At 37.1% G+C, this 24,404-nt stretch carries 14 protein-coding genes; 10 read left to right on the forward strand and 4 right to left on the reverse strand.

The genetic code is table 11. The annotated features are described in order from the left end of the window. Positions 1–33 precede the first annotated feature (33 nt). Positions 34–1,866 carry a CocE/NonD family hydrolase gene (locus LB452_RS07905; protein WP_224461195.1) on the forward strand — a complete coding sequence of 611 codons (1,833 nt, stop codon included), beginning with the start codon at positions 34–36 and terminating at the stop codon, positions 1,864–1,866. A gap of 607 nt (positions 1,867–2,473) precedes the next feature. On the opposite strand, the gene LB452_RS07910 is transcribed toward LB452_RS07905, so the two are convergent. The 4 genes from LB452_RS07910 to LB452_RS07925 form a co-directional block, all read right to left on the reverse strand. Then, complete coding sequence (locus LB452_RS07910) at positions 2,474–5,263, reverse strand: alpha-amylase family glycosyl hydrolase (protein WP_224461196.1); 2,790 nt, start codon at positions 5,261–5,263, stop codon at positions 2,474–2,476. Positions 5,264–5,325: 62 nt separating this feature from the next. Then, a complete protein-coding gene (locus tag LB452_RS07915; RefSeq protein ID WP_224461197.1) occupies positions 5,326–6,480 on the reverse strand; it encodes a SusF/SusE family outer membrane protein in 1,155 nt (384 codons plus the stop codon). A gap of 17 nt (positions 6,481–6,497) precedes the next feature. After that, positions 6,498–8,090, reverse strand: coding sequence for a RagB/SusD family nutrient uptake outer membrane protein (locus LB452_RS07920; protein ID WP_224461198.1), 1,593 nt, complete (start codon positions 8,088–8,090; stop codon positions 6,498–6,500). An 11-nt stretch (positions 8,091–8,101) separates the two neighbouring features. Beyond that, complete coding sequence (locus LB452_RS07925) at positions 8,102–11,014, reverse strand: SusC/RagA family TonB-linked outer membrane protein (protein ID WP_224461199.1); 2,913 nt, start codon at positions 11,012–11,014, stop codon at positions 8,102–8,104. A gap of 195 nt (positions 11,015–11,209) precedes the next feature. Between LB452_RS07925 and LB452_RS07930 the strand changes: the two genes are divergently transcribed. The 9 genes from LB452_RS07930 to gap all read left to right on the forward strand — a co-directional run bounded on the left by LB452_RS07930 (position 11,210) and on the right by gap (position 24,338). Beyond that, positions 11,210–12,253, forward strand: a complete 1,044-nt coding sequence (locus tag LB452_RS07930; RefSeq protein WP_224461200.1) for a LacI family DNA-binding transcriptional regulator — start codon at positions 11,210–11,212, stop codon at positions 12,251–12,253. A 109-nt stretch (positions 12,254–12,362) separates the two neighbouring features. Further along, entirely contained in the window at positions 12,363–13,739 is a 1,377-nt protein-coding gene (locus LB452_RS07935; RefSeq protein WP_224461201.1) for an MFS transporter, read from the forward strand. Beyond that, on the forward strand, positions 13,723–14,394 hold the full coding sequence (gene pgmB, locus LB452_RS07940; RefSeq protein ID WP_224461202.1) for a beta-phosphoglucomutase: 672 nt from the start codon (positions 13,723–13,725) through the stop codon (positions 14,392–14,394). Before LB452_RS07935 ends, pgmB begins: the two co-directional genes overlap by 17 nt. 13 nt (positions 14,395–14,407) lie before the next feature. Further along, complete coding sequence (locus tag LB452_RS07945; RefSeq protein ID WP_224461203.1) at positions 14,408–16,693, forward strand: glycoside hydrolase family 65 protein; 2,286 nt, start codon at positions 14,408–14,410, stop codon at positions 16,691–16,693. A gap of 11 nt (positions 16,694–16,704) precedes the next feature. Then, complete coding sequence (locus tag LB452_RS07950; protein ID WP_224461204.1) at positions 16,705–18,813, forward strand: glycoside hydrolase family 97 protein; 2,109 nt, start codon at positions 16,705–16,707, stop codon at positions 18,811–18,813. A gap of 5 nt (positions 18,814–18,818) precedes the next feature. Continuing rightward, a complete protein-coding gene (locus tag LB452_RS07955) occupies positions 18,819–20,708 on the forward strand; it encodes a glycoside hydrolase family 13 protein (protein ID WP_224461205.1) in 1,890 nt (629 codons plus the stop codon). 78 nt (positions 20,709–20,786) lie between these two features. Then, positions 20,787–22,226, forward strand: a complete 1,440-nt coding sequence (locus tag LB452_RS07960; RefSeq protein ID WP_224461206.1) for an alpha-amylase family glycosyl hydrolase — start codon at positions 20,787–20,789, stop codon at positions 22,224–22,226. 105 nt (positions 22,227–22,331) lie between these two features. Beyond that, positions 22,332–23,315 (forward strand): 6-phosphofructokinase, encoded by a 984-nt coding sequence (gene pfkA, locus LB452_RS07965; protein WP_224461207.1) that lies wholly within the window; start codon positions 22,332–22,334, stop codon positions 23,313–23,315. Between the two features lie 27 nt (positions 23,316–23,342). Next, a complete protein-coding gene (gap, locus tag LB452_RS07970) occupies positions 23,343–24,338 on the forward strand; it encodes a type I glyceraldehyde-3-phosphate dehydrogenase (protein ID WP_224461208.1) in 996 nt (331 codons plus the stop codon). Positions 24,339–24,404 lie beyond the last annotated feature (66 nt).

A 24,404-nucleotide genomic window follows, 5' to 3' on the forward strand; every position in this document is an offset into this window, starting at 1 on the left:
TTTTAAGTCATAAATAAAACTCAAATAAAACCTATGAAACATTTTAAGTTTGGCTTACTCTTATTTTTGCTGTGCGCGGTTTCCAGCGTGATGGCTCAATATGATGTGAAAGCCAATTACGACAAGCAGGAAGTCAATATCGAAATGCGAGACGGTGTGAAATTACACACCACCATCTACACGCCAAAAGACAAAACCAAGGAGTATCCTATCTTGATGCAACGCACACCCTATAGCTCCAGACCTTATGGAGAGGATAAATTTAGACGGCAAATTGGTCCTAATAAATTTTTGATGGAGCAGGGTAATATTATCGTCTACCAGGATGTGCGCGGACGCTGGATGAGTGAGGGCACTTACGATAATATGCGCGGCTATATCCCTAAGAAGAAACGTAAACAAACCGATGAAGCCTCGGATACCTATGACACCATCGACTGGCTCATCAATAATGTAGAGAATAACAATGGAAATGTGGGTACCTGGGGGATTTCTTATCCTGGCCATTACGCAGCGATGTCAGTGCTGTCTGACCACCCAGCTTTAAAAGCGGCCTCTCCTCAAGCACCCATCGGTGATTTTTACTTTGATGATTTTCATCACAATGGGGCTTACTTGTTAAGTTATTGGGTAGCTACAGCGGTGTTTGGTTATGATAAAGAAGGACCTACGACAGAATCTTGGTACCAGATCCCTGATATCGGCACCAAAGATGCTTATCAGTTCTTTTTAGATATTGGTCCATTAAAAAATCTAGATAAGTATTATGGTGAAGATAATGTCTTCTGGCAACAGCTTAAAGAGCATCCCGATTATGACAAATTCTGGCAGGAGCGTGGACTTGTTCAGCATATGAAAGATGTTGACCCTGCAGTTTTGACCGTCGGTGGTCTCTTTGATGCAGAAGACCTTTACGGTCCGTTTGAAATTTATAAAAGTTTGGAAGAAAATAGCGATAACTTTAATGCTATGGTTTTTGGACCCTGGAGTCACGGGGACTGGGCGAGATTGAGAGAACGTCAAGCCGTTGGAAACGTTTATTTTGGTGATAATTTATCCGAAAACTTTCAGGTGAATTACGAAACTAAATTCTTCAACCATTTCTTAAAAGGAGAAGGTGAGTTTGAGGCCGCTGAAGCGACCGTTTATGATACTGGCGCTATGCAGTGGGATGAATATGAGGTCTGGCCACCAGAAAACGCTACAGCAACAGATTTTTTTCTGGGAGATAACCAAAGTTTGAGCATGAAAGCTGATGCTGATTTCGAAAATAAATTCGTCAGTGATATTACCAAGCCTGTTCCATTTACAGAAGACATTAAAGTAACTTTCACGCCAAGAAAATTTATGACCGATGACCAGCGTTTTGCGGCCAGACGTCCAGATGTGATGATTTATGAAACCGAGGTTTTGGAAGAAGACATGAAGTTATCTGGTGAAGTGTTGGCAGACCTGGAAGTCGCAACGACAGGGACAGCAGCCGACTGGATTGTAAAAATCATCGATGTGTATCCTGCAGATGCTGAAGATTCTGAAGAAATGCAGGACCACTTAAGAATGAGCAATTACCATATGATGGTAAGAAGTGAAGTCTTCAGAGGGCGTTATAGAGAGAGTTTCTCTGACCCTAAGCCTTTTGTACCCAATCAAAAAACAAGTGTTGAGTTTGCTTTACAGGACATCAACCATACGTTCAAAAAAGGTCACAAGCTGCAAATACAAGTACAAAGCACCATGTTTCCTTATATCGACAGGAACCCACAAAAGTATGTAGATAATATTTTTGAAGCTACTGAAGAAGATTTTGAAACCCATACCCATACCATTTATGGCGATTCTAAAATTGTCCTTCCGGTGGTGAAGTAAGTTCAAGTCACTTTAAACAGAACAACCCTGAGTTTAGACTCGGGGTTTTTTGGTAATAAGACGGTTAGATTCAAGACTATTAGACTCAAGACTGTTTGACTCAAGACTTTTAGAATCAAGACTTTTAGAATCAAGACTTTTAGAATCAAGACTATTAGACTCACGACTATTTGACTCAATGACTAAAAAACTTCCCTATCATCCCCTCATTGAGATATTGATGCGAAAGTTCCTCCCTCGAGGGAGGTAAGGAGGGTGTTCTTAATAAGTAATAAATTAAACACCCCTATCATCCCCTCAAGGAGACAGGAAGGAGGATGAATTATAGTCATATTAAGACCTAAGATTTACAAACTACCGACTACAGGTTCAATGATTCCAAGACTACTAGAATCAAGACTCATTGACTATTTGACTCACGACTATTTGACTCATAAACTATATTACACCCCTGTCATCCCCTTATTGAGATAATGTTTCGAAAGTTCCTCCCTTGAGGGAGGTAAGGAGGGTGTTTTTATTTTAGGCTTAGAGCAGGGCAGATATTAAAAACTAAAAAGCCTCGAGTATATACTCGAGGCTTTTTTGGTAACTAAAACAAATGAAACTAATGGATAAGTAATTTTTCAGTACTTGATTGTTTTTTATCAGTATATCTTACAAAATAAAGGCCAGAGTTAAGATTTTCAGAACTGAAGCGGTGATTGGCTTCAAATCCTCCAGTATAGTCTTTCACTAACCTGCCATTGATATCAAATACCTGAACACGATCTACTTTATTAGAAATAGAGAAGAATTCCTTAGCTGGGTTAGGATATAGGCTGTAATCTAAGCCTGAAACTTGGTTCGTGCTTAAAGAAGGCTGATTGTCAAAATAGATTTTGAATTCTCCCGGAGCCAAGGTTACGCTCATTGCCGTGTCTGTCACCTCAATTGAGGTTTCAGTAACCACATCAAACCAGGTACCGGCTTCCTGAAAAAACGGCTGAGTCGTTAGCTCGGTAACTCCAAAGTTTCCAATGATGATAACATACTTAGGCTCATCTCCGGAAGCATTGTCGTCTACGAGATAAATTTTCTTTTCAAAGTCGTCGGCGACTTCTAAGGTGTAATTATCAGTCTTGAAAATAGGTTCATTAAGCCTTAAAGCAATTAATTTTGACCAAAACTCATAGACATCGGTTCTATTATTATCATTTAGATAATCCCAACGGATTGGTTTAGGGCCGGTTCTACAGTCATTATCAATGGATCCATCTTCGCAGTAATTGATGCTGAATTCATAGCCCAGTTCACCAAACTGCCAGATCATTTTAGGACCCGGAACGGTGAAGTAAAACGCTCCAGCCAATTCCAAACGATCGAGTGCTGTTGGCAATTCTGTCACATCATAGGCACCACTACCATTACCAAACTCAAGATTCTTGTACATCAGGCGTTCCTCGTCGTGACTTTCCATATAACCTACCACAGAAGGTGTAGTCCAACCTCTCGATTGAGCAGCGACTCTATTAAAATTAGAATTATCATAACCCATGGTAGCCTGGTTGTAATTGAAGTTGACATTTCCCCAGACCAGCATTCCTGACTCATTACTACTTCCTGAGGCTCTGTGGTTGATCAATACGGTTTCTTCAGAGTCTGGAGCAAAATGCTCTAAAATGACATAAGCCTCTTCATCATAACTTCGGATATCGTCATACATCCTGGTGAGGAGGTCGATTCGGGATTGATCGAAACCTCCACCGTCTCCAACAGTGTTAGTAAATCCTTTGGTGAAATCGAATCTGTAGCCATCAATTTTATACTCCTCTATCCAAAATTTATTGATTTGATCCATATAATCCTGAGTGGCTAAAGATTCATGATTGATATCGTTAAAGAACTGAAAAGCCGTATTTGGATCGTTTTGATTAAAAATAGGGTTGTTGGCAGTGGCTTGACCGTTGTAACAGCCTCCACAGTCATTGTACATTCTGTAGTAAGGATGTTGTCCAGTAGCGTGGTTAAAGACGACATCTAAAATTACAGCAATACCGCGTTGATGACAAGCATCTACAAAGGCTTTAAAGTCATTTGGAGAACCATAATATTTATCTAAAGCCATATGTAGTGCTGGGTTATATCCCCAGCTTAAGTTTCCATCAAATTCATTGACCGGCATTAATTCGATCGCATTGATGCCTAAGTCTTCAAGATAATCTAGCCGATCGATGACCGCTTGAAAACTATGAGCCTGATCAAAATCTCTAATGAGGAGTTCGTAAATCACTAGATCTTCTTGAGCTGGTTTTGTGAAATTATCCACCTGCCAATCGTAATCAGGTTGATTGAGCTTCAACCAACTAACCAATTCTGTAGTTTGTTCCTGAGGGTAAGCCGGTAGATTGGCAAAGGTCGATTCTTCTATAAATTGGTCATTAAAAGGATCTAAGACCATTTCAGAATAAGGGTCTGGGATCACTAATTCTGCTTCAACGCTGTATTGATATAAAAAATCATCATTAGGAACGTTAATATTTTCAAGCGTGATCCAATGTTGATCGGTGGTATCATCAAAATTGAGTAAGTAAGTGTTATCTATAGTCCAGTCGTTAGTGTTGAAATTACCAATAAGATGAACAAATTCCTTTTCTGGCGCATAAATTACCAAGGTGATTTCGTTGGGATTGCTGATGTCATAATTAATTCCATTTTGAGCACCAGCTGGAACAGGGGCTATAGTCACATCTGGAGTTAATACCGCATTAAACTGAAATTCGAAAATTTCGCCAGAGTTCGGTTCGGTGGCTGTAAGTTCAAAATTTGAATCTTCAGTAATGGTTAGGTTGTTTGAATAAGAAGTTATCCCATTCTGTGTGTCTATGATGCTGCCATTTTGAGTTAATACAAAGTTTGCATTTAAACTTGCCGTAGCTTCGACCGACAATTGATCACCTGAATTGATTAGAGTGGTCGTTTCGGCTGGACTGTTCAAATTCACCTGAAAACTTCCTACAGGAATACGGTTGTCTTGTGTTTTTTTATCGCCAGTACCATCTTTAGCCTTAGCCAACATTCCTAATTCAACAATATCGGTTGAATTATATAGCTCGGTAGGAGTGAAGGTAAATGAAAAGGTTCCATCACCATTAGCGGTCATTTTTTGAGCCTCATTAGAATTGGTCCAATCTCCATTGGTTGGTGAATCGAATTCCTGCCCTGAAGAGTTCTGGTACCAGGCCCAAAAATAAACATCATTCACACTCCATAGACTGGTGTCTATACCCGACACCGTAATCGTAATTTCCTCATCTTGATCGAAGGTGGGCGGAGATACTGTAAATACTCCATTTTGCTGTTGAGCAACTGAAACTATTGACCATAGAATAGCCGCTATGAGTAATAAGTATTTCATAGATTTAAGTATTAGATATAAAAAAGGCTATCTGAAGTAGATAGCCTTTAGTTTAAATTAAATTATAATATAGGAATTAAGCTGTAGTTACCTGTCAAGTCATTAAACCATACTTCATAGGTTCCCGCTCTTGTTGGTATATTAGCTCCATTTAAATCGCCAAATCCAGTGAACTCTGTATTAGACCCCCAGTTGGTATCCCAGTTGTCTTCTGCTCTAAATTTCACTTCACCATCAAATAGCTCAATCTCAGAAATATACCAGATATGAGGATCAAAAGTAGATTGGGTCATATCGATATCCTGACTCCATCCATCATCATTACCTGTAGTTCCAAAACCAATGATACCGACAGAAGCATAAGTAGCTGAACTTGACTCATCAAAAGCGACAAGAGAAGAGGTCTTGTTTTCAGTATCAACTTCTAAAGTATAATAGCCTTCTCCTTCTGTAATTTGGAAGGTACCAGGATCTCCACCTAAGTCTTCACTGGTTTCAAAACCACCGTCTTGAATACCCCATTGTGGTTGCCATGCACCTCTGTTTTCAATTAGTTTGAACTCATTGGTATCCCCACCTAAAAATTTACCAGTATAAGAAAATACATTCTCATTTTCAGGATCTCTTACTAAAGGAAAGTTGTTGTTGTTATTGTTCCAGTCTGCAGCAGTTGCATTTCCAACTAAATATAGATTAGGAAGTACAGGTAGTGGTTCTGGTCCACCTGTAGCTATCAATGTTACTGTTAATGTGGTAATTTCTGAAATAGTTTCAGGTGAATTATCCGCATTTTCAGTTCCAATTTGTGCTCTAACTCTAAAGAATAAATCACCTGTATCTGGATTATCTGTTTCTGGATCGTTATCCAGTCCAGCTGATTCTGCAAGACTTAAAAGTTGACCAACAGAAACTGAAGCTTGTTGATTTGAAGTTTCAACTAAATTTACTGGTTCAGTAAATTCAAAATCTGTAGAGCCTTCTAGTTGGTATGTAATTGGTGTAGGTACTCCAAAATCTGGAGCTTCCCATGTGAAACGTTCTGCGTTATTGCTCGCAGTCTGAACGCTTAACAGATATTCACTCAAAAACTCGTTGGTAAACGAAATTTGATCTGGAGGTGTTTGCGCTGTAAAGGTGATTTCATCATCATCACTACAAGCATTGAATGCGAAAATTGCAAAAAACACCATCGTTAGTTTTAAAATGTTCTTGTTCATAAGTATAGTATTTAATATTAATAACCTGGGTTTTGTGTTAAATTTTGATTGGTAGCTAAACTCGCTGCTGGTATTGGATAAATTGCTCTAAAACCGTCTATTGAGGTTCCAGTTTCTGGTCCTCCTTTGAAGGCCCATATGTATTGGTTTCCTGTGAACAATCCAAAGCGAATTAGGTCTTGTCTTCTGTGATTTTCCCAATATAATTCTCGAGCTCGTTCATCAATTATAAAATCTAGAGAAAGTTGTGCAGAATTAATATTTCCAGAATTATCTCCAAAAGCTCTTTCTCTTAGAGCGTTAACGTAGTCTAGAGCTGTTCCTGCATCTCCACCACCACCTCTTAGGTGAGCTTCTGCGTACATCAAGTAAACATCTGCCAATCTAAACATTGGAAAGTCAGTATCTGTAAACGTTCTGTCTGTACCAAAGCCTCCTGTAGAAGTTCTGTTAGAATATTTTGTGGTAATAAAACCAGTATTTGGGTCTGCGATTTCAAGTTCGATGGGTCTATCTTCTGAAATGATTAAATTTCTTGCATCATTTTCAAATAAAGGGTTTAGGGTAAACTTCTGCGCAAATTTCGGCCTTAGCCTAAACAACCCACCAAATCCACCTGGATTAACTCCAAGGCTTTCTCCATTTTGTTCCTGAGCACCAACCTGACCTTGAATAATAATTGTTGTTCCTCCAAAATTCTGAGTCGTTTGACCATCATTGACAATTGGAAAAATGATCTCATTTTGAGCACCATTGGTATTGTTGTCTGCCAAGAAATTAAATTGATAATCATTTACCAAACTATAGCCAGCGTTGATGATATCCTCGCATTTGTTTAGTGCTTCTGTATATCTAGGAGTTCCAGTATAAACTTCAGAATTCAAATATATTTTTGCTAAAACCATATCTGCAACCCCTTGGTCAATTCTACCATAATCCGCAGTGTTTCCGGCAGGAAGGTTTTCTCTGGCTTCTAAAAGCAGACCTTCAACTAAATCAAATAACTCTGTTCTCGAGAGTTCTTCACCTTGAGTGAAACCGACTTCCATGGTTTCATCGTAATACGGTGCTTTCCCAAATAAATCCATTAAGTGATAATAAGATAAAGCTTTTAAAACTTTAGCTTCAGCTCTAAATTTTGGAAATTCTCCAGTTGGTATTCCTCTTGCTTGTAGCAATTGGTCTGTAGATTGTCTTAGAAACTCATTTGACAAGGCTACAGAAAACATGGCTCTAGAAAAAACACCTCTTAGAAGTACATTTTCTGACGATACAGAATTTCTCTGTACACCTCTGATGCCAGGGTCATTTTCAAAAGTGAAAATAGTTTCGTCTGTAGACAGGTTTTGCAAATTGAATAACCCCCTCATATATTGACCGGTTCCAGGATCCAATCCAGCGATGTTGGAATCACCAGGTCCGGTGAGTGAGGTCAAAGAAAGATTGGCGTAAACTCCAGATAAAGCTTGTCGATAAGCTTCTTCAGAAGTGAAAATTTCATCCGCCAAAGTGATATTTGGGTCTCTTAACTCCACATCAAGATCAGATTCGCATGATGTAAATATCAATGAACCAATGAATGTGAGTAGTATATAGTGTTTAATTTTCATAGTGTATTGATTTAAAAATTGTAGTTAACGCCAAGTAAATAAGTTCTTCCACGTGGATATATTGTGTTATCAATCCCACCAATACCAAGTTCAGGGTCAACACCTGAATAATCAGTAATAACAAATGCATTTTGTAATCCCATCCAAAAGCGAAGGCTTGTTGAACTTCTGTCAAAATTTCTTAGGGTATATCCTAATGTAATATTGTCCATTCTTAAGAATGAAGCGTCTTCGAGATAAAAATCTGATAGAATAACATCGGGAGTTCTAGCAAATCCTGTTTCAAGCACTTGAGTAGGTAAGTTATTTGGCGATACTAAATCTAAGTTACCAAGTTGGGCTCTGGAGGAGTTCACGTTATTGTAAATTTCATTTCCAAAACTTGCTCTTAAATTGAAATTAAAATCAAAATTTTTGTAGGTCAAGTTAGACTGAAATCCCATTAATACATCGGCTTGCCCGTTTCCAGAAATGTAACGGTCTTCTTCGTTAACAATTCCATCACCATTTATATCTGCATAGGCGCCTTCAATAGGTTGTCCAGCTTGGTCGTAGAGCTGGGCGTAGGTAAAAAATGAATTTGGCCAAGTGCCCTCTCTCAATACCTGAATATTATTACCAGTTCCACCGGCAATTCCTCCAGCCAGGATATCTTGACCAAAGGCTAAACGTGTAATTTCACGATCTATAGCTGTCACGTTGTAATTTACATTCCAATTTAGATCATCCTGTCTGATGACGTTGTAATCTAAATTGACTTCAATACCTTTTGTATCAAATTGACCTATATTTTGGAATCCTTGGTTTGAAAAATTCGCACCATCGGCAACAGGAGCAGGGGATAGCAAGTCATCCGCAGTTCTTTGAAACACATCTACAGAACCTGAAAATCTATCGTTAAAAAACGCAAAATCAACTCCTAAGTTTATTTCAGTCAAAATTTCCCAGCTTATGTTTGGATTGGTGTAAAGAGGCTGGAATGGTGTGATTGGACTTCCAAATCTGTACTGCTGATTAGAAAGACCAGTTTGATAACGTCTTAAATAATCCGATGTCGATGGAACATCCTGTTGGCCAAGTTTACCCCATCCAGCTCTCAACTTTAAATTACTTATGACAGAACTGTCTTTTAAGAAATCTTCTTCACTGATTTGCCATGCACCTGAAACGGAAGGGAAATATTCAAATCGATTTTCTGGAGCAAATTTTGAAACTCCATCTCTACGAAGAGAACCATTAATAAAATATTTTTCTTTATAATCTAAGTTAACTCTTCCAAAATATCCAATTAAAACGACGTCATCAGCAATTGTTGTCCTAGCCTCTTGAGCGTTTGGATCTAGTAATTCATTAGTCGTAAATTGTTCGTTTTCAAACTTCTGGTAAGAATAACCTGCAGTAGCTTTTAAACCAAAATCTCCAAAATTATTTTCGTAAACAAAATACGCATCCGCAGAAGTATTTGTTCTTTTATTGGAATATCTGGACTCATTTCCTATAAATTCACCTTGTTCTGCATTTACACCAAGTGCACTTTCTCTGGGTCTAGAAAATGAACCTCCACTTTCCGTTCTGTCATAACCTAAGTTGGTGACTAACCTTAATTCTGGTAAAAAATGAAACTTATAATCTAAATTTAAGTTTCCGAAGAAACGATCTGCGTTACTTATATTATTGGTTTGTAAAAGTTGAGCGACAGGGTTTCTTGGAACATTGGAAGCAGCAGAGCCATCATTATCCTGAAATTCAAAAAATCCTCCATAAGGTGATCCAGGACTTCTCACTGGTTGAGTAGGGTCAAAAGCAATAGCATTTCCTTCTACGCCATCCGCAAAACGGTTATCTTCATTACTGTAATTGGCGTTCAGTCCGATTTTCAAATGATCCTCAAATAATCTAGGGTTTAAGGATAGAGAGGCAGTAGTTCTATCAAATTTTGATGTTCTTCTTAATCCTTGTTGATCTGATCGGTTAAGCGATAATCTTGCTGGGATTTCTCCAAACAAAGCACCACGAGCACTTAAGTTAATGTCAGAAGATTTTGCATTTCTGTAGATCTCATCTTGCCAATTGGTGTTTGCGTTTCCAAGCTCAGCCAAACGATCTGGAAAATTTTCTCGAACTAAATTTCGAAATTGACCTGCATCTAGAACATCTATAGTATTATCTATAGTTGTTATATTCTGCTGAACATCCAAATTGACGCTTAATTTTCCTCTTCCTTTTTTGGTATTAATAATGATGACACCATTTGAACCTCGTATACCATAAATTGCAGCGGCTGAAGCATCTTTCAATACAGAAAAGGATTCAATATCGTTCGGATTAATACTTGATAAAATCGAACGGGTTCCATCTGCTTGATTATTATCTAGAGGAAGACCATCCAGTACTATTAAAGGACTATTATTTGCAAATAAAGACGATCCACCACGAATACGGATTTCAGATCCAGAACCCGGACCTCCGCCTTTAGTGACAGATAATCCTGGGACTCGTCCCTGGATAAGACTTTCTGAAGTTACAATATTTCCCTTGTTGAAGTCCTTTTCAGTTACTGATGCCACAGAACCAGAAATGGATTTCACCGTTTGGTCACCGTAACCAACTACCACAACTTCATTTAAAGACTGAGCATCTTCAACTAAAGAGATGTCGATCGTTGTATTATTACCATCGAAAGTAACTTCCTGTGTTCTATAGCCTACATAGCTAAACGACAAAGTCTCACCACTTTCTAAAACGATTGAGTAATTTCCGTCAAAATCGGTTGTTGTTCCTTTTGTAGTATTTTTTACTGCAATGTTTACTCCTGGTACTGGCATACCAATATCATCAACTACAGTTCCACTCACAGTGGATTGGGCAAAAATACTTATAGGCAAAAGCATAAGCAACAGACCTAAAAGTTTAATTGTTCGCATAAAATCTTGTTTTGTGTTATTAATGGGTTATATTTTTACTTCCGATGTTAAATTTATATAAACAAATCTCAACAACCTTAAACGATTCGCAGCTACAACGTTTTCGTGTTGATAACTTTTTATTTTTATGAATTAAAACAGCTAATTCTATAATTATTGCTTAATTTGAGAGGTAAAATATTTTGGATTAAAATAATGAAACAGAAACCGACACTTAAAGTCATTGCCAAAGAATTAGATGTCTCTGTCTCAACAGTTTCAAAAGCTTTGAGAGATAGTAAAGAAATAGGGGAAGAGACGAAACAAAAAGTGAAAGCATTTGCAAAACTGTATAACTATAAACCCAATAACATTGCACTCAGCCTTAAGAACAAGAAAACAAAAACGCTTGGGGTAATCATCCCCGAGATAGTGCATCACTTTTTCACCACCGTCATATCTGGTATAGAACATCATGCGAACGATAAAGGTTATAATGTTATCGTGGGTTTATCCAACGAATCCTTTAGAAAAGAAGTCATCAACCTTGAAATGCTCGCAAACGGAAGTATAGACGGATTTATAATTTCTGTTGCCAAAGAAACTTTATCTGTGAAAGATTATCACCACCTGTCAGAAACTATTGATCAGGGTATTCCCATTGTTATGTTTGATAGGGTCATCGATGAGATAGAATGTGATAAGGTAATTGTTGATGATGCCAAAACCTCTAAAAAAGCTATTCAGAAATTAATAGATAGTGGCTGTAAACAAATTGGAATCATAAGTACAAAGGATTACGTAAGTGTTGGAAAACTGAGAACACAAGGGTACATCAAAGCTCTCAAAACTAATAAGATTGATCTTAATGAAGATTTAATCCTAAAGATTGACGATAAATTTAATTCAGACGATAATTTAGAGTTTTTGGAAGAGCAAATCTACTCATACTTTGAAAACAATACTATTGATGGTCTTTTTGCCGTCAATGAGCTTTATGCAATAACAGCGATGAAGGTTGCTCGTCAAAAAGGATTGAAAATACCCGAAGACCTTCAAATCATAGGATTTACTGATGGGGTTTTATCAAAGCATGCCTTTCCGCCTCTCACTACCATAAGTCAACATGGCTTTGAAATGGGAATGGAGTCTGCTAAATTGTTGATAGATAGGTTAGAAAACACAAATGATGAGGAAGAACCTTTCAAAACAACTGTTGTAAAAACGGATATCATTGAGAGAGAGACTACAAAATTGTAGAACTTAAAAATTTAAATATATTTGCAAAAATACAAGGCTATATTTTTACTTCCAATAGATAGGCTTTGTTACATATAAAGTTTATCGTTTTAATTTTCAATAGAACGATATGCAAAAAAGAAAATTAGGTATTATAGAAATCTGGAACCTTAGTTTTGGATTTCTTGGTATCCAAATGGGATTTGCTTTACAAAACGCAAATGCCAGCCGAATTCTGCAAAATTTTGGTGCAGATGTTCACCAACTCTCTTGGTTTTGGATTATTGCTCCGCTTATGGGGCTTATTGTGCAACCTATTGTAGGTCATTACAGTGACAAAACCTGGACTAAATTGGGACGCCGACGTCCTTATTTTTTGATAGGTGCTCTTTTAGCTTCAATCGGTTTGATATTAATGCCTCAAGCTGATATTTTTATTGCGTTTTTACCAGCATTGTGGGTAGGAGCAGGAATGTTGATGATAATGGACGCATCATTCAACATAGCTATGGAGCCTTTCCGAGCTTTGGTTGCAGACAATCTTCCTTCGGAGCAGAGAACCCTTGGGTTCAGTATTCAAACCGTTATCATAGGAATAGGTGCTGTAATCGGTTCTTTTTTACCTTATATCTTAAGTAACTTTTTTGAAGTCTCCAACAAAGCGCCAGAGGGATCTGTTCCTGATCATTTGGTATATTCTTTTGTTATAGGCGCTATCATTCTTATAGGGTCGATTTTGGTTACTGTTTTTACGACAGAGGAATATTCTCCAGACGAAATGAAAGCTATTGAAGCTGCAAAATCGAAGAAAATTGATCAAATCGAAATTGTAGAGAAAGAATCAAAACTGATAGATATATTCTCTGATTTTGCTAAAATGCCAGAAACTATGAAACAACTAAGCTGGGTTCAATTTTTTTCATGGTTTGGTTTGTTTGGAATGTGGGTATTCACAACACCAGCAATTGCCCAGCACTTTTACGATTTACCACCAACAGACTCCAGTAGTATTGCTTATAATGAAGCTGGTGATTGGGTAGGAGTACTATTTGGTATTTACAATTTTGTATCCGTATTTGTAGCGTTGTCATTGCCGAAAATAGCCAACTACATAGGAAGAAAACGTACACATGCCTTTGCATTAGGGATTGGAGGAGTGAGTTTAGTTTCAGTTTATTTTATGCCAAATCAAGATTGGCTTATTGTGTCCATGATAGGCATCGGGGTTGCCTGGGCCAGTATATTGGCCATGCCCTATGCTATTCTAGCAGGAGCTATTAATCCAAAAAAAATGGGAGTGTATATGGGAATATTTAACTTCTTTATAGTGATCCCACAAATTATCAATGCATTAATAGGCGGTCCCCTGGTGAAATACCTTTACGGAGATCAGGCCATATTTGCTTTGGTCACAGCCGGAGTGAGCTTACTATTGGCTGCAATTTTAGTAGTAAAAGTAAAAGATGAAGATGATAAAAATTTAGAAAAAAATGAAATCAGAATTTAAAAAGGCATTCATATTCGATCTCGATGGAGTCATCGTCGATACTGCAAAATATCATTTTTTGGCCTGGAAAAACCTTGCTGAATCTTTAGATATTTTATTTTCTGAAGAAGAAAACGAACAATTGAAGGGGGTTTCCAGAGTTAAATCACTGGAGAAAATATTAAAATGGGGAAATAAAACCATTTCAGAAGAAAAGTTCAATAATCTGATGACCAAGAAAAATGAAGAATACTTATCTTATGTAGACGCTATGTCTAAGGAAGATATCTTGCCTGGAGTTTTGGAAACTCTTAATTATTTGAAAGAAAATGATTATCCCATTGCATTAGGTTCAGCCAGCAAAAACGCAAGACGTATTTTAAATAAAGTTGAACTCTATTCTTACTTCGAATATATTGTAGATGGCAATGAAGTTTCGAAAGCTAAACCAGATCCTGAAGTTTTTTTGAAAGGATGTGAACTTTTGGCTGTTGAGCCTCAGCATTCCATTGTTTTTGAAGATTCTCAAGCAGGTATCCAAGCAGCAAATAATGCACATATGACGAGTGTAGGTATTGGGGATGAATCAGTCCTTAGCGAAGCCGATTTTAACTTTAAAAGTTTTTCAGAAATCAGTGAAGATGTCTTAAAGACGCTTATAAATTTTAAGAAATAAAAAAATTACACAAATGAATCAAGATTATATCACACCAAATCCATGGTCAATTATAGAAGATGGCTTTGAAGTGGATCGCGTTCAATCTTCAGAAAGTTTGTTCAGCATTGGAAACGGTTCTATGGGACAGCGAGCCAATTTTGAAGAAACCTACACCGGACCCAGCTTTCAGGGAAGCTACATAGGAGGCGTGTATTATCCCGATAAAACCAGAGTCGGCTGGTGGAAAAACGGTTATCCAGAATATTTCGCCAAAGTCCTTAATGCGCCTAACTGGATCGGGATCAATGTCATTATTAATGATGAAATGCTTGATTTATTCAGCTGTAAAAAGGTCACTAACTTCAAACGCGAACTCAACATGAAAGAAGGTTGGCTCGGTAGAAGTTTTGAGGCTACACTTCAAAACGATGTCACTGTAAAAGTGAATGTAAAGCGGTTTTTGAGTTTGGAACATGAAGAATTAGGCGTAATTGATTATTCAGTGACACCCGTAAATTCCAATGCTAACATTACGTTTCAACCTTATTTAGATTCAGGAATTACCAATCAGGATACCAACTGGGACGATCAGTTCTGGAAAACCACTAACAAAGAAGTGAATGCTAATCAGGGATTTATAGAATGCCACACCTTGAAAACATTCTACCATGTATGCACTTTCATGGAATCTCGCTTATTTCTGAATGGCAAAAAATCTGAAACTGTTGGAAAACCTTCAGAAAAGGAGATGGAAGTTTCCATTTCTTATGAAGAGCACGTTGCTAAAGGAAATAAAATTAGCCTTCAGAAATATGCAGGCTACACGACTTCATTAAATCACGATAAATCTGAATTGATTACTGCGGCAAAATCAGTCTTAAAAAAGGCAACTTCAGAAGGATTTGAAAGTCTCTTGAATACGCAAAAGAAAGCCTGGAGTGAGATATGGAATATGAGCGATATCACTATTGAAGGCGATATCAAAGCACAGCAAGGTATTCGATTTAATATTTTTCAGTTGAATCAAACCTACACAGGCACCGATCACCGATTGAATATTGGCCCTAAAGGCTTCACTGGTGAAAAATATGGTGGGAGTACTTACTGGGATACAGAGGCTTATTGTATTCCTTTCTATATGGCGACCAAAGACCAAACTGTTGCTCGAAATCTTTTAAAATACAGATATAACCATCTGGATAAAGCCATTGAAAATGCTAAAAAGCTTGGATTTTCCGATGGTGCAGCTTTGTATCCCATGGTGACCATGAATGGTGAAGAATCTCATAACGAATGGGAAATCACTTTTGAAGAAATCCATAGAAACGGTGCTATTGCTTATGCGATTTTTAATTACCACCGCTTTACTGGGGATTATTCTTACATCCCGGAAATGGGTCTTGAAGTCTTAATAGCTATTGCCAGATTCTGGCATCAACGCGCAACCTTTTCAACTCCAAAAGATAAATATGTGATCCTTGGAGTCACTGGTCCAAATGAATATGAAAACAATGTCAACAATAACTTTTATACCAATTACATCGCCAAATGGTGTATTGAGTATGCTGTTGAAAATCTGAAAAAGGTTGAAAAAGACTTTAAAGACGATTATGGGCGCATCATTCAAAAAACAGCTTTAACCAATACTGAAGTAGATGCCATGTTGAAAGTAGCTCAAAATATGTATTTTCCTTATTCTGATGAGCATGGTGTTTACCTTCAACAAGATGGATTTTTAGATAAAGAAATGGTAAAAGTGGGAGATTTGGATCAAAGCATTCGTCCAATCAATCAACACTGGTCATGGGACAGAATTTTACGTTCTCCTTATATCAAGCAAGCTGATACTTTACAAGGTTTTTACTTTTTTGAGCATCATTTCCAAAAAGAAGATATCGAGAAACATTTCGATTTTTACGAGCCTTTTACTGTTCACGAATCTTCATTGTCGCCATGTGTACACAGTATTCAGGCAGCATTGCTAGATCGTATGGATCAGGCCTATGCTTTTTATTTAAGAACGTCTCGATTGGATCTAGACGATTACAATAAAGAGGTAAAAGAAGGTTGTCACATCACCAGTATGGCGGGAACCTGGATGAGTATTGTAGAAGGTTTTGGAGGAATGCGTGTGAAAAACGATCAATTGCATTTTGAGCCCAAAATTCCTAAAGAATGGACATCTTACTCGTTTAAAATCAATTTCAGAAATCATATTTTGAAAGTTGAAATCAATCATAACACCACAAACTTTACTCTTGAAAGTGGACAACCACTGGAAATTGTGGTTAAAGATGAAAAGAAAGTGATTAAATAAAATACATAAACATGAAAAATACAATTGTTCTATTCGGTCTATTGCTGACTTCTTTACTGACTTACGGTCAAACGCTAAAGTCACCAAATTCTGAACATGAGCTCAATTTTAAATTGAATGAGGCAGGTACACCTTTTTATTCGCTCAATTATAAAGGAAAAGAAATCATTGAAGAAAGTCAGCTTGGTTTAGAGTTAGTAGATGATGATACATCTTTGATGAATGGGTTTGAAATTAAAGAGATTTCAGACACAATTTTTGATGAGACCTGGGAACCCGTCTGGGGAGAACAGTCTGAAATCAGAAATCATTATAACGAACTCGTTATAACTTTAGAACAGCCAAAAGAGGAAAGACATATCATTATTCGTTTTCGCTTGTTTGACGAAGGCTTAGGTTTTCGGTATGAATTTCCACAGCAGAAAAATTTGGTGTATTTCGTGATCAAAGAAGAACATACTGAATTTGCGATGACTGGAGATCATACTGCATTTTGGATTCCGGGGGATTACGATTCTCAAGAATACGATTATACAATATCAAAGCTCTCAGAAATCAGCGGATTATTTGATGATGCCTTGACTGGAAACGCTTCGCAGGAGCAGTTTGCAGAAACTGGAGTTCAAACGTCTTTGATGATGAAATCTAAAGATGGGATTTATATCAATCTTCATGAAGCAGCTTTAAAAGAGTATTCACTGATGAATTTGAACTTAGATGAATCGAGTTTAACTTTCAAATCTTGGTTAACGCCAGATGCGGTAGGTAACAAAGGTTATTTGCAAGCCCCTGCAGTTTCACCCTGGAGAACTGTTATGGTGAGTGATGATGCTACAGATATTTTAGCTTCCAATATGACCTTAAATCTCAATGAACCTAATGCGCTTGGAGATACGTCTTGGATAAAACCAATTAAGTATATGGGCGTATGGTGGGAAATGATTACTGGGAAAAGCACCTGGAACTATACCGATGAGCTGCCCTCTGTAAAACTTGGAGAGACCGATTATTCTAAAACTATTCCCAATGGAAAACACGCTGCGAATACAGAACATGTCAAAAAATACATTGATTTTGCCTCCAAACACGGCTTTGATGCTTTGCTTGTAGAAGGCTGGAACGAGGGCTGGGAAGACTGGTTTGGCAATTCTAAAGACTTTGTTTTCGATTTTGTCACGCCTTATCCAGATTTTGATGTTGAAGAAATCCATGACTACGCCAAATCTAAAAATATTGAAATGATGATGCATCACGAGACTTCTGGAGCCATCAGGAATTATGAGCGTCATCTGGATACAGCTTATCAATTCATGAACAAATACGGTTATACTTCAGTAAAAAGTGGCTACGTTGGTGACATTATACCCAGAGGTGAACGCCACTATGGACAATGGGCGATCAATCATTATTTGTATGCGGTCAAAAAAGCGGCTGACTATAAAATTATGGTCAATGCTCATGAAGCTGTGAGACCAACTGGACTTCGCAGAACCTATCCGAATTTGATAGGAAATGAGTCAGCTAGAGGAACAGAGTTCCAGGCTTTTGGCGGTTCAAAACCAAACCATGTTACTATTTTGCCCTTTACCAGATTAATTGGTGGGCCGATGGATTACACCCCTGGAATTTTTGAAATGGATATTAGCAAATTGAACCCCAATAATAATTCTCATGTCAATGCAACAATAGCAAACCAATTAGCATTGTACGTTACCATGTATAGTCCGTTGCAGATGGCAGCTGATTTACCAGAGCATTATGAGCAATTTATGGATGCATTCCAGTTCATCAAAGATATCGCCATCGATTGGGATGAAAGTCATTATTTGGAAGCAGAGCCAGGCGAATATATTACTGTAGCCAGAAAAGCAAAAGATTCATCAAGTTGGTTCCTTGGTAATGTAAATGGTACAACCCCAAGAAAAACAAAGGTGGATTTAGATTTTCTTGAAAAAGGGAAAACATACGAAGCCACCATTTATGCTGATGCTAAAGATGCCCACTACAAAACCAATCCACAAGCTTACAAGATTTCAACCAAAAAAGTGACTAGCAGGTCGACTTTGAAATTGAAGTCTGCTGCAGGTGGTGGTTTTGCAATGAGTATTATTGAAAAATAAAGGCTATGAAATTTAAATATCAAATTCTTACCTATAAATTAGTGTCTTGTTTTTTTCTTCTGAATTTGTTTTCGGTTGACTTAAATGCGCAAGATATTCGTATTGAACCTCCAAATTGGTGGGTCGGTATGCAAATGAATGAAATCCAACTTTTAGTGCATGCTGATGATATTTCAACTTATCAGCCCCAACTAAAACATGACGGTGTTGAAATCATAAAAATCCATGAAGCCGACAGTCCAAATTATTTGTTCATAGATTTAAAAATTTCTAAAGTTGCTGAGGCCGGTACTTTCGAGATTAAATTCAAAAAAAGAGGTGCTAAAAATTTAAGTTTCGACTTCGAATTAAAATCAAGAGAACAATCGGCGGAGGATTTTGTTGGTTTTGACCACACAGATGTGGTGTACTTAATTACTCCAGATCGTTTTGCTAATGGTGACACCAATAATGATGTCGTTGAAAACTTAAGAGAAGCGAAAGTAAATCGCAAAAACGATTACGCTAGACATGGAGGAGACATCCAGGGCATTACAGATCATTTGGATTACATTTCAGAGATGGGTTTTACCAGTATTTGGTCGAGTCCGTTATTGACCAATGACATGAAATCCTCTTCTTATCATGGTTATGCGATGACCGATTTTTACGAAGTTGACCCAAGATTTGGAGATTTAGACTTGTACAAAGAGTTATCTGAAAAAGCTTCAGAAAAAGGAGTTGGCTTGATCATGGATATGGTGGCCAACCATTGTGGAAGTGGGCATTGGTGGATGGAAGATTTGCCTTTTGAGGATTGGTTGAATTTTCAAGAAGAATACGAATCTGGGAAAGATATTCCGACTTCCAACCATAAGCGTTCTACAAATCAGGATCCTTACGCTTCAGATATAGATACAAAACTGAATAATCAGGGGTGGTTCGTGACGACTATGCCAGACTTGAACCAAAAGAATCCATTTCTAGCGCAATACATTATTCAGAATAGCATTTGGTGGGTAGAAACTTTGCAATTGCATGGCATTCGTCAGGATACTTATCCTTACCCCGACAAAGATTTTATGTCCGACTGGGCTGGAGCGATTATGAATGAATATCCTAATTTCAATATTGTAGGGGAGGAGTGGACTACCGATCAAGTGCTGGTGAGTTACTGGCAAGATGGCGCTCAGAACAAAGATGGTTATGAATCCAATTTGAGGTCAGTTATGGATTTTCCCATGCAAATGAAAATTGTTCAGGCTCTTAATGAAGGCAACGAAGGCTGGGGGAATGGTTTGGTGAAAATCTATGAGGGATTGGCTAATGATTTTAATTATTCAGATCCAAAGGATATTATGATTTTTCCAGATAATCACGATATGGATAGGATTTTCACTCAGCTCAACGAGGATGTTGTTAAAACAAAAATGGCTCTGGGCTTGATCCTCACTTTGCCAAGAACCCCTCAAATTTACTATGGAACTGAAATCTTGATGGATAATTCAGAGAAGAGAGGTGATCATGGATTGATCAGAACCGATTTTCCAGGAGGATGGGAAGGTGACGAAGTCAATGCGTTTACTGGAGAAAATTTAGATACTGAGAAAAAAGAATTTCAGACGTTTTTGAAAACCTTACTGAATTTCAGAAAAAATTCTGAAGCAATTTTGGAAGGAGAAATGGTTCATTTTGCTCCTTTTGATGGGATTTATCCAGTCTTCAGAATTCATGAGGATGAAACTGTAGTCGCTTTTCTGAATACTAATGCCGAAGAAAAATTAATAAAAGCTTCAAGGTTTGAAGAATTGAAATTATCGACAATCAAATTCAGAAGTGTCTTAGAAAATTCAGAATTCAGTTTTGAAAGCGACATCATAGTACCATCAGGGTTTACAATACTTAGTTCTAAATAAAACTCCCTAACATATCTATAATTTCGATTGTTTTACTATACGGTAAATTCAGAATAAATAGTATTAAAAAATAAGTTTATGAAGCATATTAAAACATTATCAATCATTTTAGGTCTTATGCTATTTTTGATAGCGTGTCAACAAGAAAGGAAAGACAAAAAAGGTGAAGATCAAAAATCTTTTGAACCGATTTCCAATGAGATACTAGAATCTTCAGTAATTTATGAAGCGAATATTCGTCAATATTCACCAGAAGGTACGTTTTCAGGATTTACAAAAGATATTCCTCAATTAAAGGAGTTAGGCGTGAAGGTTATTTGGTTGATGCCTGTCTATCCTATTTCTATGAAAAATAGAAAAGCCACTCCAGACTTATCGATAGAAGATATAGAAGATGCAGAAGAAAAGAAAAAATACCTGGGGAGTTATTATGCGATTTCGGATTACACAGCCATTAATCCTGAATTTGGATCTATGAAAGATTTTGAAAATCTAGTGAAAACTGCTCACGATAATGACATGTATGTTATTTTGGATTGGGTCGCTAACCATACAGGATGGGATCACAAATGGATTGAAGAGCATCCAGAATACTACCATAAAAATAAGGATGGTGAAGTTACAGACCCCATCAATCCAGATACTGGTGAATCCTGGGGTTGGACCGATGTTGCTCACCTCAATTACGAGAATGATTCTTTATGGAGAGCCATGAAGGATGAAATGGTTTACTGGGTTAAAGAGAAAAATATTGACGGTTTCCGTTGTGATGTAGCTGGAAACGTCACCACAGATTTTTGGAATTATGTTGTCCCTGAACTGAAAAAAGAAAAGCCAGTTTTTATGTTGGCAGAAAGTGAAGATAAAGATTTGTTTTACGAAGCCTTTGATATGGGTTATAACTGGGAAGGTCATCATATTATGAATGAAATTGCTCAAGGCGAAATGACTGTTGAAGACTGGGATAACTATATGATGAAAATTGATACAACTTATCAAAAAGATGATTATTTGATGAATTTCATCACCAATCATGATGAAAACTCATGGAATGGAACCGTTAAGGAACGAATGGGTGAGGCTTCTGAAGCAATGCTGGCTTTTACCTACGCTTTACCTGGAATGCCGTTGATCTACAGCGGACAAGAGTACGGTATGGATTACAGGTTGAAGTTTTTCGAAAAAGACTCTATTCCAAAAATTAAAGGAAAAATTTGGGATGTACATACAAAATTAGGTGAACTTAAAAATAAACTTAAGCCATTAAATGGTGCCAAAGAGGCCGCTTCGTATCAAAGAATTACAACGACTAATGATGTAAATATTATTGCATTTGAAAGGGAGAAAGAAGGTAAAAAGCTAATTTATGTGGCAAATTTCTCTGAAGATCCACAAGAGTTCAAATTTTCAATTTCTGGTAAATTTCAAGATATGATGACTTCTGATGATATTGAACTAAAAACAAATGAATTTCACAATTTCGAGCCTTGGGAATACAAAATTTTGTCTGAAAGGTAATTTTGTAGAAATTTTATAAATTTTTGATAATGTTTAGGCATCGAAATCGTTTTAGTCAATAAGTTGTTTACAAAGAATCTTATATTTAGACTATATTTGAAATTAATGGAAAAAATAAATAAAATCGCAGTTCTAACCTCTGGAGGAGATTCTCCGGGTATGAATGCTGCTATACGCGCTGTAGTAAGAAATGCAGCTTACTCTGGTCTCAAATGTGACGGTATTTATAGAGGTTTTCAAGGTCTTATAGAAAATGAATTTATTGAGCTCGGTGCTCGGGATGTAAAAAATACCATTAATAGAGGTGGGACATTTTTAAAATCCGCTCGCTCAAAAGACTTTATGACTAAGGAAGGCCGTCAAAAAGCTTACAAAAATTTAAAATCTCGTAACATTGATGCTTTAGTAGTTATAGGCGGTGATGGAACCTTTACTGGTGCTTCAATATTCAGCAAAGAATATGATATGCCAATTATTGGAATTCCTGGTACTATCGATAATGATATCAATGGAACTGATTATACAATAGGTTACGATACCGCTCTTAATACGGTTGTGGAAGCAATTGATAAAATAAGAGATACTGCGAGTTCTCACGACCGATTATTTTTGGTTGAAGTTATGGGAAGAGATGCTGGAGATATTGCTTTAAATAGTGGTATTGGAGCTGGAGCTGAAGAAATACTTATCCCTGAAGAAAATCTGGGAATTGATAGGCTAATAGAATCTCTTGATAAAAGTAGAAAAACTGGAAAAACTTCTAGTATCGTAGTAGTTTCTGAAGGCGATCAAATTGGAAAGAATATAGCTGAAGTAGCAGAATCTATAGAATCTAGTCTTTTAGGTTATGAAGTTAAAGTTACAGTATTAGGGCATATTCAACGTGGAGGATCTCCAAGCTGTTTTGATAGAGTTTTGGCAAGTCGACTAGGAGTTGGAGCTGTTGATGCGTTGATGGAAGGCAAATCGAACATAATGGTAGGTATAGAACATAAGAAAATTGTTTACGTACCCTTTGAGACTGCTATAAACATTAAAAAAATATTGGATACTGATCTCTTAAGAGTTGCAGATATCGTGTCCACTTAATTACAAATAAATTAAAATTCAATAATTATGACAAAAATAGGAATTAACGGTTTTGGCCGTATTGGCAGAATTGCTTTCAGAATAGCAATGGATAATAAAAACGTAGAAATTGTAGGTATTAATGATTTATTAGATGTAGATCATTTGGCTTACATGCTTAAATATGACTCAGTTCACGGAAGATTTCATAAATCTGTTGAAGTAAAAGATGGAAATCTTGTTGTTGACGGAAAATCAATCAGAATTACTGCTGAAAGAGATCCGAAACAACTGAAATGGGATGCAGTAGGCGCTGAGGTAATTTTAGAATGTACAGGTATCTTTAAAGAAAAAGACAACGCTTCTGCACACATCGATGCTGGTGCTAAAAAAGTTGTGATTTCTGCACCTTCCAAAACAGCACCAATGTTTGTGATGGGAGTAAATGAAAATGATGCAAAACCAGAAGATACCATTGTTTCTAACGCTTCTTGTACAACCAACTGTCTTGCTCCAATCACCAAAGTGATCAATGATAACTTTGGAATTGTAGAAGGTTTAATGACTACTATCCACGCTGCAACTTCAACACAATTCACTGTAGATTCACCATCAGCTAAAGCATACAGATTGGGTAGAAGCGCCATTAATAATATTATTCCTGCAAGTACTGGTGCCGCTGTAGCTGTAGGTAAAGTGATCAAAGAAGTTGAAGGAAAGTTAACCGGTATGGCTTTCCGTGTTCCAACCGCAGATGTATCTGTAGTGGATTTAACGGTTAGAACAGAAAAATCAGCAACTTACGAAGAAGTAAAAGCTGCAATGAAGGCCGCTGCTGATGGACCTATGAAAGGTGTTCTAGGGTATTATGAAGATGAAGTAGTTTCTCAGGATTTTGTATCTGAAACAGCAACCTCCAATTTTGATGCAAATGCTGGTATTGCTTTGAATGATAACTTCTTTAAGTTAATATCTTGGTATGATAATGAATATGGTTACTCTGCTAAAATGGTAGATTTAGCCTTACACGTTGCTAAATTATAATTATCAACTTCACTAAAAAGCTTATTTCTTAACTGGAAATAAGCTTTTTTTATTTTAACCTAAAAT

Origin of the sequence: Psychroflexus longus, from assembly GCF_020164595.1 — a bacterium.
GTDB classification, from domain to species: Bacteria; Bacteroidota; Bacteroidia; order Flavobacteriales; family Flavobacteriaceae; genus Psychroflexus; species Psychroflexus longus.

Bases quoted from the DNA above. Each gene is read 5' to 3' on its own strand.
- pgmB (WP_224461202.1), top strand. From the start codon at position 13,723: ATGAAATCAGAATTTAAAAAGGCATTCATATTCGATCTCGATGGAGTC.
- LB452_RS07950 (WP_224461204.1), top strand. From the start codon at position 16,705: ATGAAAAATACAATTGTTCTATTCGGTCTATTGCTGACTTCTTTACTG.
- LB452_RS07920 (WP_224461198.1), bottom strand. From the start codon at position 8,090: ATGAAAATTAAACACTATATACTACTCACATTCATTGGTTCATTGATA.
- pfkA (WP_224461207.1), top strand. From the start codon at position 22,332: ATGGAAAAAATAAATAAAATCGCAGTTCTAACCTCTGGAGGAGATTCT.
- LB452_RS07960 (WP_224461206.1), top strand. From the start codon at position 20,787: ATGAAGCATATTAAAACATTATCAATCATTTTAGGTCTTATGCTATTT.
- gap (WP_224461208.1), top strand. From the start codon at position 23,343: ATGACAAAAATAGGAATTAACGGTTTTGGCCGTATTGGCAGAATTGCT.
- LB452_RS07955 (WP_224461205.1), top strand. From the start codon at position 18,819: ATGAAATTTAAATATCAAATTCTTACCTATAAATTAGTGTCTTGTTTT.
- LB452_RS07910 (WP_224461196.1), bottom strand. From the start codon at position 5,263: ATGAAATACTTATTACTCATAGCGGCTATTCTATGGTCAATAGTTTCA.
- LB452_RS07905 (WP_224461195.1), top strand. From the start codon at position 34: ATGAAACATTTTAAGTTTGGCTTACTCTTATTTTTGCTGTGCGCGGTT.
- LB452_RS07915 (WP_224461197.1), bottom strand. From the start codon at position 6,480: ATGAACAAGAACATTTTAAAACTAACGATGGTGTTTTTTGCAATTTTC.
- LB452_RS07945 (WP_224461203.1), top strand. From the start codon at position 14,408: ATGAATCAAGATTATATCACACCAAATCCATGGTCAATTATAGAAGAT.
- LB452_RS07935 (WP_224461201.1), top strand. From the start codon at position 12,363: ATGCAAAAAAGAAAATTAGGTATTATAGAAATCTGGAACCTTAGTTTT.
- LB452_RS07930 (WP_224461200.1), top strand. From the start codon at position 11,210: ATGAAACAGAAACCGACACTTAAAGTCATTGCCAAAGAATTAGATGTC.
- LB452_RS07925 (WP_224461199.1), bottom strand. From the start codon at position 11,014: ATGCGAACAATTAAACTTTTAGGTCTGTTGCTTATGCTTTTGCCTATA.